The sequence below is a fragment of the Flavobacteriales bacterium genome, from assembly GCA_016700415.1.
Lineage (GTDB): Bacteria > Bacteroidota > Bacteroidia > Flavobacteriales_F > PHOS-HE28 > PHOS-HE28.
Genome location: CP065018.1, coordinates 2,938,293 through 2,955,819, shown reverse-complemented (window position 1 = coordinate 2,955,819; position 17,527 = coordinate 2,938,293). Strand labels below are relative to the sequence as shown.

Annotated in this window: 9 protein-coding genes; 4 read left to right on the top strand and 5 right to left on the bottom strand. The window is 60.9% G+C overall.

What is annotated here, in order from left to right; translation table 11 throughout:
* Position 1: 1 nt before the first annotated feature.
* The 4 genes from IPP95_12340 to IPP95_12325 form a co-directional block, all read right to left on the bottom strand.
* Complete coding sequence (locus tag IPP95_12340) at positions 2-6,214, bottom strand: hypothetical protein (GenBank protein ID QQS71961.1); 6,213 nt, start codon at positions 6,212-6,214, stop codon at positions 2-4.
* A 2-nt stretch (positions 6,215-6,216) separates the two neighbouring features.
* A complete protein-coding gene (locus tag IPP95_12335) occupies positions 6,217-7,923 on the bottom strand; it encodes a hypothetical protein (GenBank protein QQS71960.1) in 1,707 nt (568 codons plus the stop codon).
* Positions 7,924-8,036: 113 nt separating this feature from the next.
* Positions 8,037-8,783 carry a response regulator transcription factor gene (locus tag IPP95_12330; protein QQS71959.1) on the bottom strand — a complete coding sequence of 249 codons (747 nt, stop codon included), beginning with the start codon at positions 8,781-8,783 and terminating at the stop codon, positions 8,037-8,039.
* An 11-nt stretch (positions 8,784-8,794) separates the two neighbouring features.
* Positions 8,795-11,917, bottom strand: coding sequence for a histidine kinase (locus IPP95_12325; GenBank protein ID QQS71958.1), 3,123 nt, complete (start codon positions 11,915-11,917; stop codon positions 8,795-8,797).
* A 257-nt stretch (positions 11,918-12,174) separates the two neighbouring features.
* Between IPP95_12325 and IPP95_12320 the strand changes: the two genes are divergently transcribed.
* The 4 genes from IPP95_12320 (at position 12,175) to IPP95_12305 (ending at position 15,539) form a co-directional block, all read left to right on the top strand.
* Positions 12,175-12,927: a YebC/PmpR family DNA-binding transcriptional regulator gene (locus IPP95_12320; GenBank protein QQS71957.1), complete on the top strand. Its 753-nt coding sequence runs from the start codon at positions 12,175-12,177 to the stop codon at positions 12,925-12,927.
* A 167-nt stretch (positions 12,928-13,094) separates the two neighbouring features.
* A complete protein-coding gene (locus IPP95_12315) occupies positions 13,095-13,997 on the top strand; it encodes a hypothetical protein (protein ID QQS71956.1) in 903 nt (300 codons plus the stop codon).
* Positions 13,998-14,073: 76 nt separating this feature from the next.
* The gene (locus IPP95_12310; GenBank protein ID QQS71955.1) at positions 14,074-14,727 is read left to right on the top strand and encodes a hypothetical protein; all 654 of its coding nucleotides are present in this window, start codon (positions 14,074-14,076) and stop codon (positions 14,725-14,727) included.
* Positions 14,724-15,539, top strand: coding sequence for a hypothetical protein (locus tag IPP95_12305; GenBank protein ID QQS71954.1), 816 nt, complete (start codon positions 14,724-14,726; stop codon positions 15,537-15,539). Before IPP95_12310 ends, IPP95_12305 begins: the two co-directional genes overlap by 4 nt.
* Here the strand turns inward: IPP95_12305 and IPP95_12300 are convergent.
* Positions 15,526-17,442 carry a nitrate- and nitrite sensing domain-containing protein gene (locus IPP95_12300; GenBank protein ID QQS71953.1) on the bottom strand — a complete coding sequence of 639 codons (1,917 nt, stop codon included), beginning with the start codon at positions 17,440-17,442 and terminating at the stop codon, positions 15,526-15,528. The two genes, IPP95_12305 and IPP95_12300, sit on opposite strands and share 14 nt — an antisense overlap.
* Positions 17,443-17,527: the final 85 nt, after the last annotated feature.

Below are 17,527 nucleotides of genomic sequence, written 5' to 3'. Positions count from 1 at the left end.
GTTATTGTCCGCCGCATGATCCGCTGATGCGCTCCAGTGTGATCTTGCCTTGGGAGTTCACAGTCCCTTTCACGGTAAGGCCGAAGCTGTCGCCCACGCCGCAGATCGAGGCGCTGGCGGAGGTCGATCCGCACGAGGTCATGGTGAACACCTCGTTCTGGTACGCGGCCTCGAACAGCATTTCGGCACTGGCCGAAACGCTTGCACTGGAACAATCGGGGATCGGGCTGAGCAACCAGAACTCAAGGCCCGCATCGGCGTAGGCCATCCCACCAAGTCCGACACTGCCGCTCAAGTCCACCCATGTGCGGCCTTCCACTTTGCAGCTCGCGTGGCCTTCCACGCCAAGCAGCAATAGGTTGATGCTCGGTACGGAAAAGTCGATCAGGCTCAATTTGTTCTGTAGGTACATGCCGCTGATCTTCTTGCTGGCCATGTGGTTCGGTAGGGTCTTCAAGCGGAAGGAACTCATCATGTTGGAGAGTAGTGTATCGGGAATTGCGTTGTGCGCACCGATCATGAAGGCCGGATGATGGTCCTGCAAAGGCCAGGGCGCGGCCGGAACGATCACATGCGAATCGTAGCAGCTCACCAGGAAACCGTCCTTGTCCACGAGCAGGCCGAGCTGCGCGTTCACGATGTTCACCGCACCGAAGTTGTTGTTCGCGAGGTCCATGCTGCCTACGAGCCGCGCATGCTCGAAGTCGTAGCTCATGTTCATGTCACCGAAGGGCGTGCTCAATTGGCTCATGGAGATCTTGCCTTGGTCCAGCGCCACCGCGCCTTTCACGATGAAGGAAAGTTCGTTCTCCGGACCGTCCGGGATGCCGCCCATGTTGAGCAGATTGCCCTTGAAGGCGAGTTCGTTCCACTGCGTGGCGGCCATCGTCTGTCGGCCGCTGTTCAGCAGCATCTTCTTGTCCGGTGAAGCACCGAAGCGGATCTCCTGTCGCGTGTCGCCCTTGTAGTTCTGCGCATCCACGCGGATCACATCCATGTACGTATTGCCCACCTTGTGATCGAGGTATCCGTAGGCATACACGGGATCGCCGGTAGCGCCATCCTCCGGGTCGATGCGGAACTTGCCGTAACAGGTGAATTGCCCTGACTTGAGCTCCTGCGAGGCCATGCGCTCATCCATCTTGAAGTACACGTTGCCGCGCCCCGTGGTGACCGTGGCGCCGAGCGGCTTCAGACGGCTCACGGTCTTCCCGCTTTCTTTGAAGAAGGAGAAGAAGCCCGTGGTCTGCGGCAGGCCATGGATCGCCATGGAGCAGTTCACCAGCAGGTCCACCCCGTCGGGCGTGAACTGCATGCTGCCCACCGGCACCATGTCCATGATATTGAAGTAACGGTAGTTGAGGGCGCGCACTTCGGCGAGCGGTTGGCCGCGGCTCACCAACGAGAAGCTGGAGAATTGCAACTTGGTTGGCACGAGTTCCGACGGGCCTTGGATGGTGGCGACTGTGCCGCTGCCCGCTGTCATGGTGCCGAAGCGCCATACGCCGGTCTGGCCTTGATAGACATAGCCGGGATCATAGCCGAAGGTCCACGGCACGTTCGCTTCGGGGATCAGCGGCGCCACGCCACCGAGGCGCACTTCGCCCAGGTTCTGCGCGTTCATTTCCAGCGCGTTCGGCCGGATCATGATCTGCGTCACGTCGGCCTTCACCAGCGCCATGTCCAAGATCCCTTTGGGGATCACGATGGCGGCCAGATCGTTACTGAAGGCCCATGGCGTAGTGGATCCGAAGCTCCAGTTGTTCAGCTTGAAGCTGAGCTTGGCGCCGCCCCCTTGGATGCCTTCGATGGTGGTGGGCGTTACGCGGATATCGCCCACGTTCAGTTCCAGCACGGGCGGGGTGAGGTCGGGCACGTCCTTCACTTCGATCACCGTGGCGATGCGGAAGACATCCGGTTCCACGAACGAATGCTCACGGTCGCTGCGCGCCGGGAAACCGCGGAGCGAGAAGCGCGCGTTGGACGCTGCCCATCCTTGATTGCCCACGAGGCTAAGGGTCATCAGGTTGAAGCTGCGTTGCGGATAGGGCGCGCTGCTGCGGAACACATCGAACAGCGGCTGGTCCTTGTCAGTACCGAGGTAGAAGCGGCCGCTGAAATCGTAGGAGAAATTGAAGGACGAGAGTTCGCTGCTCACTGTGCCGCGCACTTCGCCGCCCTGTGGGGTACCCTTCACCTGAACACGGCCGGGATAGAACAGGACGGGCATGCCCTTTAGCGTGACGTCCAGGCCGGTGTACAGCTTGAGCGGCACGTGGGTCATGTCCGTGACAACCGGATCGCTCACCGGTACCGCACGCGGCACGCCTTGCGCATTGGATGTTCCGGGGTTCACCTTGATGTTGCTGAAGCCGATGCGTTGCGCGGGATCCTCCACGCGGAAGTTGGCATTGCCGGGAAGGTGTACGAAGGCCCCGCTGATCGTGGAACTGCCATCGCTGTTCTTCACGCGTGCGGTCACTTCCACCGGGAAACCGTGAATAGTGGTGAGGTCAAGGTCCTCCACGCGCTGAAGGGTCAACACCGCATACGGAAGTTGAGGGATCATCTTGAAGTCCGGCGGCGGGCCGGGCATCATGGCGTAGGTGATGGCTTGGGAAGTGCCGATGTAACTGATCTGCGCATCAGACTTCGCGGCATACACCGTGAAGGGGCCCATGGGCACACCGGAAAGGATGAACTCGCCATTCTCATCCGCCGTGGTCTGGTTCATCTGCGGCCCGTATTGGTCCGCACCGATCTCCACCCATACGCGTGCGCCGGGCACCTTCGTATTGCCGGGGATGCTTTCAACCCGGCCGGCCAGTTTGGTGCCCGTCTCGATCGTTTGATAAAGCGTAATCGGTTCCGGCGAGACGGGGTTCGTGATGATGCGCTCCACCGGCATCATATCACCGGGCGGGTCCACCTTCAGCCGGAACTCGGATTCGGGCGAGAGGAATTCGAAATAAACCACTCCCGCTTGATCCGAGATCCGTTGGCGCTCATCCAGGCGCACCACGGCACCCGCCACGGGTCCGTCGAAGGAGCTGAGCACCACCCGCAGGCGATGCCGCTTCTCCTTCACCGTGAAAACACCGATATCGCTGGGTTCAGTACCCGCATTGACCGGTACGTAGCGCATCGTGGTGATAGGGAAGTATTGGTCGCTCAGGGGGAGTACATGGATCAATCGCACACCGGACGGGCCGGGCACCTTGAACTGTTCAACGACGCTGAACGATGCATAGACGGTGGTACCGATCGCACCGGTGGCTCCGGTAGGGAACTGCGTGTAATCCGGCTGCTGGTTCTGGCCACCACCGCCACCGGTCGTGCCTGTCGGAAGCTGGATCATCCACGGCCCGGCGACCTGCTGGACGCCACTGCCGGATGTTCCGCCCGGGACCTGCACAACCCCCGATGGGACCCATTGGCCGCCACCACTATTTCCGGAGGGCGCGGCCGGCTGCATCACGGCCTCCGATCGGCCCCATGGACCATCGCCCACTTGCACATCGCAGCGCACGGGCTTGCCATCCTCATCCTGGATGGTGCCCATCACCAGTCCGTAAGGCTCAAGCAGGATGCCGCTGGTCATGTCCCATTGCAGGCCCATCTTCAGGTCCACCTTCGGGTGCGCCGGATCGCTGTTGTTGAATTGCTTCGGCTGGAAACCCTCTTCACCGGAACCGCTCGGCAAGGGCCTCACCATGGGGTGATAGCCGGGCTTGCTCACCGTGATGCTCGCGTGCGGACCAAGGAAGAACATGCCGTCCGTTGTTCCCTTCACCAAGATGTTGGAGAAATCGAAGAAGCCGTTCGCATCGGTGGTGCGTTTGAATTCAAGGTATTGGAAGTCGGCCTGCGCGGTCTGGTCGCAGCCCACCATGACCATGGGTACGCCAGTAGCGGCCTTGTCATAGTATAGCCGGAGCGTCACGGCGGCGTCGGGCAGGGGCTGTGTCACATCCACCATCACCCGGCCGATCACGCGTGGCTGCTGTGGCACCAGCGTCACGGGCACCACTTTCTCCGGCACCTCGAAACCACTGTTGCGCAGATAACGATGGTTCCCGTCAACGGTAGGTGCGTCCGACTGTCCTTTCGGGTAGGGCGCGGTCCAGGTGAAGTAGTTGTACAGCCCGCGGTCCTTGTCCGTGCTGCATTTCAGGAGATACTCATCCGGCGCGTAGGCGTCGTGGAACACCATGTTGTTGAACAGCGCACTGCCGTCGCTGCTCTTGGAGGAACAGCGTGATACCAAGGGGACCTCGCCGAGGCCGGGCATCGGCACGGTCCCATCAAGGTGCTGTCCTTCATCGGACGGCACGGCTTGCGGTGCATGATCCGTGGGACGTAATACGCTCACCTCCACATTGCCCATCGGTGCGCCAGAGCCGCCCATCTGGTAGTCGCATGCGCCCTGCGTCACGATCACCTTCAGGTCATAGCTGCGCACGTAGCAGGCTTGGTCGGGCAGTTCCACCACATCGCCCGGCTGGGCATAGATCTCCAGATCGGGGCTGCAGTAGTACGGTGAGATCACCTCGATCATCAGGACTTTGTACGCCCGTGATGCCTCCGTGCTGCCGTTCCATTGGTGCGCGGGTTGGCCGTACTTGTCGAAGGTGATGAAATAGTCGAGCTGGCCTGGCACGGGTATTCCTGTATAGGAAGGCTGGTGGTAGAACAGGTCGAACTCACCGTTGGGGCCGGTGGTGCCCGTGGCGATCTCTTTACCCATGTGCCATTGGTTGCCCTCCCCGACACCTCCGAACCCGCCGCCGGGAACATCATCCACGCCGAGGACGACGTGATCGGCCTCTCCCACCACTTGGCCCTTACTATCGCGCGACACCACACCTTCCAGCACCACGCGCTCCACCAGTTTGATCGGGATGTTCTTCAGCGGCTTGTGCCCCGATGCACCGACCGGGAAACGGTCCACCCATTTCTCGGTCGGGAAGTAGCTTACCTCCGTGGGTACCACGTCGTGCGTCAAACCAGTTCCCCAACTGCTGCTCGCGTTGGCATTCGATGATCCGCCGGGGAGATTGAACGCGCCCATGACCATGTTGCCTGCGTTCCATTCCGCCTGAACCGCGCCACCGCCTGTGGATGTGCCTGCGGTCGGTCCTTGGATCGGTCCTTGGTAGGCGACCCCGGCGCTCAAGACCACGTCGCTGATCGACACAGCTCCCGTTGGCTCGCCACATCCCGTGCGGCTGCTGTTCTTGAAGCGGTAAACCAGGCGGCCCTTGACGTGCGTGTCCTTGAGGGGGCCGATGGGCAAGACCGATACCGTGGTGGTGTTGCCGGTCACCACGGAAGTATTGATGCCCGGTCCCGGTGAGAGCGGTTTGATAACGAAGGTGCAGACCTCGCTCCGGCCCTTGTTCTCGATCATGATGCTGTTGGTGATGTCCCGCGCCACCACGCCCACGGCGTATGTGGTGTTGGTCTTCAGCGATGGATCGTACGGTTGCCACGGATAGGACGGCACCATCAGGTCGCTGCGTACCATGGGATTGCCCGCCACCCCGTCGATCGCGAGCCAGAGGGCGGCCGTGGCGTTCTGCCCCGGAAGCAGCTCAAGGACGTACAGGTCATAGCGCACATTGGCCATGTTGAAGTTCCCGACCGGCGGGCTCCAGGTGAACACGGGCCATTCGGTGTCCACCGTGCCATCGCACCAAGGGAAGGTGAGCACCGGCGGCTGCGCATAGCTGATGGTGAAGAAGAGGCAGCCGATCGGGGCCTCCGCCGACAGGGGTGCGTTGGTGTTGAAATCCAGGGCCTGCACGCAGAGCTCATAGTTGCCCTCGGGCAGGATCCCCGTCTGCATCACCGCGTTCTGTATCTGCTGCGGGGCATTGATCTGGAAATTGTTCTGGTCGATGAAGGCCAGTGCCTGTGAATTGGCTTGGATCACCTTGGTCTCCATGGCGCCCAAGGTGATCGGGGAGGACGGGGAGTAAGTGCTCTTCGTATGGCCGCTGTAGCCATTGTCCCCGGTGAGCGATCCGATCAGCTTCACGTCCAGCACCGCGTTCGTGGTGTTGGTCAGGTTCACCACCAACGACCCTTGGTAGTCGTTCAGGTATACGCTGTACGGCGGTGTGATGATCGGAGTCACCGACACCTGGTTCTGGGCACTGGCCGGGCCCATGATCAACACGGTGACAAGCAGGAGGGGGATGCGGGTTCTCATGGTCAGAAGCGGATGTCGACACCGATCAGCCCGGTGTCCTCGGTGAATGAAGGGATCGTGGGGTCATCGCTTGCATTGTCCTGATGGCTCAGGGTGAGGGTGAAGGCAAAGCGGCGGCCGGCCTGCATTTTCACTTGGAGGTTGAGCTGCCAGGTGGAGCCGTCGCCCCCTGCGGGCAGTGTATTGGCCAAGAAGTTGCTGCGCAGTTCCGCGCTCAGGCGCCCCTCCTTCAACCAGGAACGGCCGGCCTCCAGATGCACGCCCTTGCTGATGGTCTTCCCGATGAGACTTTCCGTGTTGCGGAAGATCAATCCGCCGCCCAGATGTGCCTGTGCGCGCTTCCAGTTCCGCGTGTAGGCCAGGTCGTTGTGCATGCCGGTCAATTGGGCATTGCTGAACGCATTGTCGCTGCGATCGCTGAGCGCGAAGTAGTTGAAGGTATAGGTGATCATATGCCCGCCGTTGCCGACCGTGAAGCGCGCGCGGGGCTGGACCAGCAGGTTCTGGCTCACCTGTTCCAGCAGGGCCGTATCGTTCAGGCTGGGCCGTACCGGGGTCTGGGTGATGCCGAAGTTGGTGTAGTTGACCAGGAATCCGAAGGCCTTCTTGCTGGTGTAGTTCAACCCGAGGTTGCCGATGATGCGCCGGGCGGTGGCGGTGCGCAGCTTCTTCAGGTTGTTGTGCTGCCAGCCCAAGGTGAGGTTGGTGCTCAGCCGGTTCATGAAGAGGCTGCTGGTCACTGTTCCGGTCAACTGCTCCACATCGGTCTGGAAATAGTAGGCGCCCATGCTCTTGTAGTCCGGGTCCACGCGGCGGTACACCAGTTTGTAGCGGGCGCGCTTGCGTTTGAGCGCGAGTCCTGTTTCCACGGCCATCAGCCCTTGCGTGCTCGTGCGTGGCACGAAGAAGCTGTTCACCGCGTTGGTGATCACACCTCCATCCTCCAGCAATTCATCGCTGCGCGCATCGCGGGTGAAAGCACTGCCGGCCAGGTCGAAGTCCCAGCGGAGCGCTTCCGACAATTTCACTTTTCCCACCAAGCCGACCACCAGATTTTCCGCAGGTGCCAAGTTGGTGCTCACCGGCTTGGGGATGGAACCGGCATCGTCACTTGCGCGCAACAGGACGAGATCCACGTGCTGATCCTCCGTCCCCACGCCCACTTTCACCGCGTACCCCATGCGCTTGTATGCCGCTACCGGCACATCACTGATGTATTTGGCGGGATCGTACATGGCGGTCGTGTCCTCCGCGACGGCCTTCCGGAAACGCCCGTAGATAAAGCCGAATCGGAATTTTCCGGGGTTCAGTTCCACCCCGGCCATCAAGGTCCGGTAGCCCGCCAGGGTGAATTTCGAGAATGACACATCGCGGTAGCCCAGATGCACCTTCACCCACTTGTAGTACGGGCTCATGCCGAACTGGTTGAACGGCTGCTGGAAGGAGCGCTGCTGGTCGCTGAGCACCACCATGAACGGCAGCTGGATCCCCTTGACAGTGGCGGTGGGCGTTCCGCTGATGGACCAGAAATAAGGCGTTCGCCGCGGATCGATGCCGTCCACATGGTAGAACCCGAACTGCGCCTGAACGCCCGCGTTGAACTGCACCGGGCTTTGCTGGCCGATCTGTTCAAGGTCCTGCGCGATCAGCGCGGCACAACCCAAGAAGGTGAGCACGAAGGACCAGCAGCGCATGGGGTTCCCTTGCATGACTGCCTGAAACTACCGGTGTCTGCACAGTCCATCGGGCATGATCAAGCAAGGGCCCCTTCTGATCGAGCATTCGGCCGCTCAGGCTTAGTGCGACCCGCTGCCCGGATCCCTCACACCTGGAATTTCGCATGGAACGCATCACGTTTGCTCTTCGCCAGGGGAACGCTGGTGCCGTCACCCATCACGAGGTAGCCGCCATCGCTGCGCATGTATTTCGTCAGGTGCAGCGGATTGATCAGGTGCGACTGGTGGCAGCGGAAGAAACCGTGCGGAGTGAGCATGTCGTCCAGGTCCTTGAGCGTGCGGGAGAGCAGCAGCTTGCGGCCGTCCTTCACATGCACATGCGTGTAGTTGCTGTCCGCTTCGCAACGCACGATGTCCTCCACGCTGAAGAATTCGACGCCATCACCGGTGGGCAACGCGATGCGCGGATGCCTTGCCCCTTCGGTCCCCATGTTGTGCATGAGCAAGCGCATCTGCTTGCCGGCGGCGATATCGCCGCGGAGCAGGGAGCGCTGCACGGCCTGTTTCAATTCGCTCGGTTGCACGGGCTTCAAGAGGTAGTCCACCGCGCTGAAGCGGAAGGCGCGTATGGCGTACTGATCGAAGGCCGTGACGAAGATCACCTGGCCCTTGATGTCGCCCAGCTTCTCCAGCACTTGGAAGCCGTCCATGCGTGGCATCTGCACGTCCAGGAAGATGAGGTCCGGCGCGTGCTGCTTCACGGCTTCGATCGCCTCCGGTCCGGAACTGCACAACGCCACGATGGATACCTCCGGGCAATGCTGTTCCAGTTCCATGCGCAGCGTTTCGCGGCTGTGCTTCTCGTCGTCGGCGATGATGGCGGTATGGCCCATGGCGGATCGTGTCAGGTGATGTCCTCGTGCATCAAGGGAATGAAAAGTACCACACGCGTGCCGCATGGCGATCCGCTCGCATCAACGAGGTCCTCCACCGTGGACCGGAGTCCCAGGCCGAGGGTCTGCGCGGCGAGTTCCATCCGTTCGGCGGTGATGCGCATGCCGAACGATCGTTCGCGATGGGCGGTCTTGTTCTTGATCTCCTCGGCCTTGGCACGGCCCACGCCGTCATCCTCGATCATGATCCGCAGCTCTTCGCTGACCATGCTGATGTCCACGGTGAGCGTACCGCGTTCCTCCTTGTTCATCAGGCCGTGCCAGATGGCGTTCTCCACGTAAGGTTGCACGAGCATGGGCGGAAGGCGGAGCTGCTCCGGGTCGATGTCCTCGGCTACATGGATCCGGTGATCGAACTTGTCTTCGAGCCGGAGCGATTCGATCTCGATGTAGAGCCGTAGCGCTTCCAGTTCGTCCTTCAACGGTACCAGGTCTTCGCGCGAGTTCTGGAGGATGCGGCGGATGAGCATGGCGAAGGTGCCGAGGTAGTCGGCGGTCTCACGCGGTGTCTTCGTCATCGCATAGTACTTGATGCTGTTGAGGCTGTTGAAGAGGAAGTGCGGGTTCATCTGCGCACGCAGGGCGTGCATCTCCACTTCGGCGAGCTGCTTCTGGAACGCGGCCTTGCGTCGCTCCTCCTTCCTTACCGAACGCAGCCGTATGCGGAAGAGGATGAACACCGCCAGGATGACAAGCAGGACCGCCATGATCTGCGCCAGCACCGTCCGGTACCAGGGCGGCGTGATGATGAAGGTGATCCGTTTCACATTATCGAGTGCCCGGCCTCCGCGCAGGGAGCGGAATTCCACTTGATATTGCCCGGCTTCCAGCGAAGCGAACTGTACGCTGCGTTCCGGGCCCAGCGCATGCCATGCGGAGTCGCGCCCAAGGATGCGATAGGCGTATTGGTAAGCGAACGGACGCGAGAGATCGATCGCTGCGAATTCGATCTGCAGGGGCAGGTCCGCTTCCTTGATGCGCATGGCCGATCCGTTAGCAGCCATTTGGTCCGGGGCGGTGTTGCTTGTCCGTGTGCGGATCCGCAACAGCTCGATCGTGGGCGCTGCGGGTTCGCGCAAGAGATCCGCGACGCGGAATACCTGTAGCCTCGGCTCATCATCCACGTGGAGCACGAGGCGACCATCGCGCGTCACGAGGATCCCGGCGTCGCCATCGGGCAGCGAGAGCAAGCCATCGTTGCGGTCGAAACGCCTGAAGGTCCCGCTCCGCGTATCGATCATAAGAACACCTTTGTTCACGATCCAAAGCCGGTCCTGCGTGTCGATGACCATGTGCAAACAGCGCTCGCGATCGAGGCCGGTGCGGGTATCGATCGGATGGGATCGGAAGGTGCCGTCCGCATCCACCTCCACGCGGCACACACCACCATGGGTCAGGCTCACCCACATGGCACCGCGGCTGTCGCGGACCACGCTGTACACCCCCTCGGAAGTGAACCCTGAACGGCCCGTGGGGTCCTTGCCGAAGTTGAAAAAACGGTCCTGCGACTCGTCATAAATGCTTAATCCGGCGTATGTCGCGATCCACATGCGCCTCAGCGTGTCCTGAGCGATCCCCCAGATCCTGGCATTGCTGATGAGGGAGTTGGCGTTGTTGGGATCATGCTTCAATTCCTTCACGGTTCCCCGGCCGCGTTGCCACACACGTACGCCGTTGCTTGTCCCGATCCAAAGCCGACCTTCAGAATCCTCGAAGAGACCGGCGGACCAAAAGCTTTCTTCCGGATAGATCGGGGCCAGGCCACCGGCACCCGGTTCCTGCACCAATGGACCGTCCCGGGATGCGACCCAAAGCCGGCCATCCCGACCGTACAGGATATTGTTCACACGGACAGTGGCACCACTGGACCCCCGTGGGGCGGGTACAACCTTCCACGTTCCATCCGCCACCTGCTTCACTACTCCGGCACCGTCGTATGTCCCTACGGTGATCGAAGCGTTGCGAGGGTCTTCCGCCATGGCCATTACCCACAGGGGGGTTGCTCCGGCCACGCCATCGTCCGGGAATTCGATCGTGCGGTAGGGGTACGGCGAGGCCGGCAGCACGAAGAGGCCGTTGTCCGTGGCCGCCAAGGCACCGCCCTTGCTCAGGCTCAGCACTTGGCTGGCCACGGAATGCTGTTGCGGGAGCATCGGGTCCACCATGGCATGGGCCGAGCGGATCGCTCCGTCATCTGCGTCCATTTCCAATAAGCCGTATTCCGACGCGACCCACAGCGTGCTGTCATCCTTGACCGAGATCGAGGTGGTGTATCCGCCCAGGACATCGTTCATCTGCATGATCGGCAGGTGCTCCGCCTTGGAATGGTCCAACCGGAAACGCCGCACGCCCTGCCCCCAGCTTCCCACCCAGATCCACCCTGCATGCACCACGGCAGGCACGGTCCTGTATTCCCTTTCGCCATTGGGTCCGAGGTATTCGTGGAACGTTCCTTCAACCGGATCGAATCCTGCGACAACAGCGTTGGTGGTGATGATCAATTGGCCGGGGCGATCGGGGTTGTCGGTAATGGCGGTGATGCGCTTATCGGGGAACCGGGCGGGCAGGGTGAAGCGCGTGCTTGTTCCATGGCCCGGGTCCACGCGTAGGAAGGCGTCACGCAAGACCGCCCAGATCATTCCGTCCTGGGCCACATGCACATAAAGAGCGGGCTCGTAGGTTGCCATGTCCGGCACCTTGGGCCGCCATGCGCTTCTGTGCACCACACGCCAAGCGCACAATCCGTTGTCGGTGGCCAACCAAAGCAGCGAATCGCCTTGCCAGACGATCCAATTGATGCCTCGGCCCGGAATGGCCGTGCTGTCCATCGGGTCATACGGCAGTCGCTCCACCGTGGTCCCGTTCGTCACAAAAAGCCCTTCCCCGCTTCCGATCCAAACGCGTCCTTCACGGTCCTCCACCATGGCTGACAACTGCCGGTCCGCCAGGTCCGTGAGGTGCGGATAGGCACGGAAGGGTTCGCCCTGTTTGTAGGGTTGGGCCGTGGCGCATGGCATCCCCGCGCCGCATAGAACGAGCGCGACGAGCGAACACTGCACAGCGAGGCGGTTCATGGGATCTCTCGGCACGGGCTGAAATTCGCCATTCGCAGCTTAGCATGAACTACAGATCGAGCAAGGAAGCCTCTTGATCGATCCATCGGTGCACAATGTCCAGCTTTCGGGGTCCGCCAGCGGTTTGCAGGATGGCGTTCGGGGTCGGCCACAGTGGATACGATGGGATGCGGGGTCGGGCGCTTACGGCGGCCCTGCCTATTTTCGCGGTCCATCGGCGCAACTCGCGCCGAGAACATATCTCAAACACCAGCACCATGGGACGGGTCTTCGAAAAACGCAAGCACCGGATCTTCGCACGCAACGCCAAGCTCAGCAAGCTCTTCACCCGCATCGGCAAGGAGATCGCCATGGCCGTGAAGGCCGGCGGCCCGAGCCCTGATTCCAACCACCGCTTGAAGGTGGCCATCCAGAACGCCAAGGGCATGAACATGCCCAAGGACATCATCGACCGCGCGATCAAAAAGGCCGCCGGTGGCAACGAGGCCGACTACTCGGAAATGAACTACGAGGGCTATGCCCCCGGCGGCGTGGCCATCTTCGTGGAAACCGCCACCAACAATACCACCCGCACCGTGGCCAACGTCCGCAGCTTCTTCAACAAATGCGACAGCACCCTTGGCAACTCCGGCTCGCTGTCCCATGTGTTCGACCGCAAAGCCGAGTTCGTGGTGACGGAAGAGGCGCTGAAGGGAATGGACACCGACGAGTTCGAAATGGCCTGCATCGACGCAGGTGCCGAGGACGTGATCCATGACGAGGAGGGCTTCATCATACTGGCGCCTTACACCGAGTTCGGCTCCTTGCAGCACAAGCTGGACGAATTGAAATTGGAGGCCAAGAGCGCCGAACTCAAGCGTTTTCCGTTAACCACCCACCCCGTGGACTTGGACACTGCGCGCAACGTGATGAAGCTGATCGACCTGCTGGACGAGGACGAGGACGTGAACACCGTGTACCACAACATGGAACTGAGCGAGGAGGTGGAGGCGGCGTTGGCCGAGGAGTGAACGCGGTCGGAAGGCCGAACGGAACGGTCGATGGCCCCCATCTTCGGTCCACAAGTGTGATCCCGAAAACATACCCATTTATGGGTATTGCAGGGATGTTGCCGCATGCTCAACTTTACCGTTCCTTGATCGGGTCTTTCCTACGCCGTCCACCAAACCCACACCCCATGTTCCCCTCGATCCTCCATAAAGTACCATCATCCACCGCTCTTCTGTCGGCCGTTTGCGCCTTGCTGCTCTCCGCTTGCGGGAGCGGTGGCGAAGGGGACATGTCCGCCTCTGCCGACACCACCTCACCGATGGCACGTGCGGCAGCTCCGATCACTTCCGATTGCGATAAAACGAACATCCAATACATGCACGAGGTCTATGACCTGGCAGACCGGGATTCACTTGCCAAGATCTTTGGGGATCACTTCCAAGTGGACGTGGCCGGGACCACGGTGGAGATGAAGGACCCCGTCCTGCGGATCTCGTGGAAGAGCATTGAGGCAGCGCAAAAAACCGTGGCCAAAGCCGATAAGCCCGTGCGGGGGATCTACATCAACTATGGCCTGGACGGGGACAAGTTCCATCCCATTTTCGAGTTCATGTACCCGGACCCGGCCAATGGCAACCTGCAGGTCTTTGCGGGTAAGCCCTTCAGCTTCGATGGCACGGACCTGAAGCCGGAAACCGACCCGAAGAAATACACCGACGCCTATTTCAAGGACATCCGCGTGGACCGCACGGGCAGCGGATCCAGCGCGCTCAAGGACACGGGTGACGAACCCGACCCTTTGGGCACTTGGTACCCATATGCCGACAAAGTGAACAACCTGTTGGAGCAGAACCCCGTGAAGGACACCGTACTGGTAATAAGCTGCATCAGTCAGCAACTGTGTTACGGGGCGCTTGCGTCCCTTCCGGCTCCCCACTTTGAATTCCGGCATTTGTTAGCCTTGCATGTGGCCGATGGAACAAAGGACAAGTTGACCACCGGCAGCTTTGACCCTTCGAAACGCCTTGTCGACCACGCCATGGACCTGGGCCACCTATGCCCTCCGAATTGCTCAACGGGAAAACCCTAGTGTTCCGAAGGAAGGTCTCTGCCATCATGGGTTGTCTTCATTCGGCCCATTAATTTTCCACGGATCCAAGCCGGACATGGATTGGTCCCACATTCCCATTCTGATATCGGACGCGAGCATCGTCTTCGCGCTCTGGAGCTGCTTACGCATAAAGCGGCCCCGGCAACAGTTCTTTTCAATCCTGCTCTTGGTGCTCGTGATCGACTTTTTAACGGAGCTGGTCGGCTATTTCGCCATCCGGGAAGGGCTTCGCAATGCACCGATGTACAACGTCTTCGCCGTTGTTGAATTTCTATTGATACTGCGGCTGCTGGCCGTCCTCCGTCCCGGAAGCAAATGGCCGTTCATCATCACGGCATTCTTGGGCTTGGCAGGCTGGACCTGGAGCTGGTCCCGCTGGCGGTCCTTTGATTTCCTGCTGACCGAGGGTATTTCAATGGCCAGCCTGTTGATCACCCTTTGGGTCGTGGTGCTGCTTTGGCGGCTTTCGGAGGAAAGCCGGACACCCTTGGGCAAGGTGCCCGAATTTTGGGTACTTACGGCTTTGCTGGTCTTCTACGGTGCGCTCTTCCCCATCATCGGTCCCTTGCGCCTGCTCTACGAGGATTCCCCCCAATTGGCCTCATATCTCTATTCGATCGTACAGGTCCTGTCCGTGGTGCGTTACGGCTTGATCGGCTATGGTTGTATCTTGGAGGCGCGGGCACGGCGAACGCCCCTGAAGGAATGAACGGCACCGATCTGGCCTTGGGCATCATCGTGGCAACACTGTTGCTCGTGCTGCTGATCGGCACGGTGCTGCTGATGTTGGTGCGCAACACCAGCCGCCGGCACCACCACCGGGCCGAGCTGGCCGAGCTGGACCTCCGGCACACACGCGAAGTGCTGACGGCTGAGCGGGAAGCCACGCAGCACACCCTGCAGGAGGTGGGCGCGGAGCTGCACGACAATGTTGCCCAGTTGCTGATGGTGGTCCACATGGGGCTGAACTGGGGGGCCGACGACCAGCCTCCGGACCCGCGCTTGGACCCCGCCCGGGTAGCCTTGGCGGAAAGTATCAGCGAGATCCGCAGGCTCGGTCATACGCTGAACACCGACATGTGGGAGAAGCGGACATTGGAGGAGGCCCTGCGGGACATGACCGAACAGCTGGGACGCACGGGAAGACTGTCGGCGCGCGTGGTGGTGAAGGGAATACCGGCCCAGTTGCCCGGCGATGTAAGCACGATCCTTTTTCGCGTTTGTCAGGAGGTGGTTACCAACATGGTGAAGCACAGCGGTGCGGACGCGCTCACGATCACCTTGCACAGCAGCCCGTTCGGCATCATCTTGGCGGACAACGGGAAGGGCTTCGACCCGGCAACGGTGATGGCCAACGCCGGCCTTCACAACATCAAGCGCCGCTGTTCGCTCATCGGGTTCGAGGCCGAATGCCGATCGGCGCTTGGCAAAGGCTGTACGTGGGAGCTGCGGCAACGTGTTCCTGTGCCTTCCGGTCAAACCTCGAGCAAGGGGTATGTACACGCTTTCAACTCACCTTGAAACGGATGTGGTAGCGCGTTCCCGTGCCGTCACTTTCCAGGGTCATGAATCCGTCGAGCTGCTCCACAAGGCTTTCGATCAGGCTGCGGCCCAACGTGCCGGTGTCGCCGGTCAACTTCTCCTCGGGTATCCCTTGGCCATTGTCGCTGTATTGCAGATCGAACTTATCATCGTCTGCACGATGGATCCTTAAATTGATGAAGCCCTCCTGCCCTTCGGAGAACGCGTGCTTGAACGAATTAGTGATCAGCTCGTTGAGGATCAAGCCCAAGGGCACCATGGTGTCCAGGTCCAGTACGAGGTCCGGATCTATCGCGGTGCGGTAGCGGATGCTTTCACGGACCTTGTTCAACTGCACCAGCTCCGCAAAAAGATCCTTGATGTACTGGGACAGGTCCACTTGCGCGAGGTCATCACCCTTGTACAGCTTCTCATGGATCAGGGCCATGGAGGCCACACGGCTTTGGCTCTGCGCGAAGATCTGCTGGAGATGCTCGTCCGCAATGGTACCGGATTGCAGGCGGAGCATGCTGGCCACCACCTGCAGGTTGTTCTTCACCCGGTGGTGGATCTCGCGGATGAGCGTCTGGATGCGCTCATTGGCCTTTTCGAGCTTCTCTTTTTCCTCGCGGAGCGCACGGTTGTTCTCCATGTCCCGCTCACGTGCGGACTTGAGGTTGTCCCGCATCCGGGTAAGGGAGTGGCCCAGCACGTCCTGGTCCCCGCGCACGATCACAGGAGTCTCGTAGTTCCCCTTCCCGATGGCGTCCGCGCTGGCGGAAAGCGAGCGTATCGCCTCGATCATCGCGTTGAAGGACCCGGCCATGTGGCCCACTTCGTCATTGGAGGTCACCGGGACACGTGCGCGCACATCGCCCTGGGCCAGCGCCGAGGCCGCATCGGTGACCTCCGAGACGGTGCTGCGGATCCCGCGCATGATCACCACGGCCATCACGGCCACTGCGCCCACTACGCCCAATAGGGCCAGCAGCACCAGCAGTAAGCGGTTCCGCGCCGCGCCGGAAAAGCCTTGGCTGGCCACGATGATCGAGTCGATGGAACGCTCCTCCACCTCCCGCATGCGCTCCATGGTCTTGCCGCTCAGCTCCCACCATTCCGCGGCGGTGGTGCCCAGCCCACTGACTGAGCGCTTCTCATGGACGGTACCGATCATGGACCGTACGAAATTGACCTCCGGGCCTTGGAAGGTGCTGCGGTAGTAACCCAGCACGTCGGGCGTGGCGTCGCGCTGGAACAGCACGGTGCTCGTTTCGTACACGGCGATCCGCTCGTTGAGCTCACCAAGGCCCGCCGTACTGAGCGTCCCGGTGGCGAAAGCGCGCAGGATGCGGTTACGGATGTCGTTGAGCGCCTCCTTCGCGTTGAGCAGACTTTGGTGAGCAAATAGCTTGTCGTTCGTCTCCGGGTCCATCGCCTGCTTGGAGACCTCCCCCAAATTGCGCAGCAGTTCATTGTCCATGGCCCGATAGACCTCTTCGGCATGCGCGGCCGAGATGTTCCGTGCGTCGACCCGCTCGCGGTAGCTCTCCAACGGCCGAAGCACGTCACCGGGCCGCAGGAGGGGATCGATGGTCAAGCCCGGATCGTTCAGCCGCGTGATGTACGCGTCGCTTTGTACGCGGACCAGTTCCAAGAGACGGGCGTTCGGCAAGACCCCCTCCATCGTGGCCACGGTCACCGCACTTTCATTCTGCAGCCCGTCCACCACGTCGCCGATCACGCGGATGTTACGGGCCTGATTGGAAACGTAGCCCAGTACATCATTGCGCTTGATGCTGGAATCCACCTGCTTGCTGATAAGCGCAATAAGCCCGATCACCGGGATGCCCAGAGTGAACAGGAACTTGGTGCGTATGGGAAGGTCGGCAAAGCGCCAGGTCATCTGCCGACGAATGTAGGGGAAGCAGCGATGCCATGCGTTCTACATTTGGCCGGCGCCCGCCCAATTGCCTGTGCGCCAAAAGCCA

Bases quoted from the DNA above. Each gene is read 5' to 3' on its own strand.
- IPP95_12320 (QQS71957.1), top strand. From the start codon at position 12,175: ATGGGACGGGTCTTCGAAAAACGCAAGCACCGGATCTTCGCACGCAAC.
- IPP95_12335 (QQS71960.1), bottom strand. From the start codon at position 7,923: ATGCAAGGGAACCCCATGCGCTGCTGGTCCTTCGTGCTCACCTTCTTG.
- IPP95_12325 (QQS71958.1), bottom strand. From the start codon at position 11,917: ATGAACCGCCTCGCTGTGCAGTGTTCGCTCGTCGCGCTCGTTCTATGC.
- IPP95_12310 (QQS71955.1), top strand. From the start codon at position 14,074: ATGGATTGGTCCCACATTCCCATTCTGATATCGGACGCGAGCATCGTC.
- IPP95_12330 (QQS71959.1), bottom strand. From the start codon at position 8,783: ATGGGCCATACCGCCATCATCGCCGACGACGAGAAGCACAGCCGCGAA.
- IPP95_12340 (QQS71961.1), bottom strand. From the start codon at position 6,214: ATGAGAACCCGCATCCCCCTCCTGCTTGTCACCGTGTTGATCATGGGC.
- IPP95_12315 (QQS71956.1), top strand. From the start codon at position 13,095: ATGTTCCCCTCGATCCTCCATAAAGTACCATCATCCACCGCTCTTCTG.
- IPP95_12305 (QQS71954.1), top strand. From the start codon at position 14,724: ATGAACGGCACCGATCTGGCCTTGGGCATCATCGTGGCAACACTGTTG.
- IPP95_12300 (QQS71953.1), bottom strand. From the start codon at position 17,442: ATGACCTGGCGCTTTGCCGACCTTCCCATACGCACCAAGTTCCTGTTC.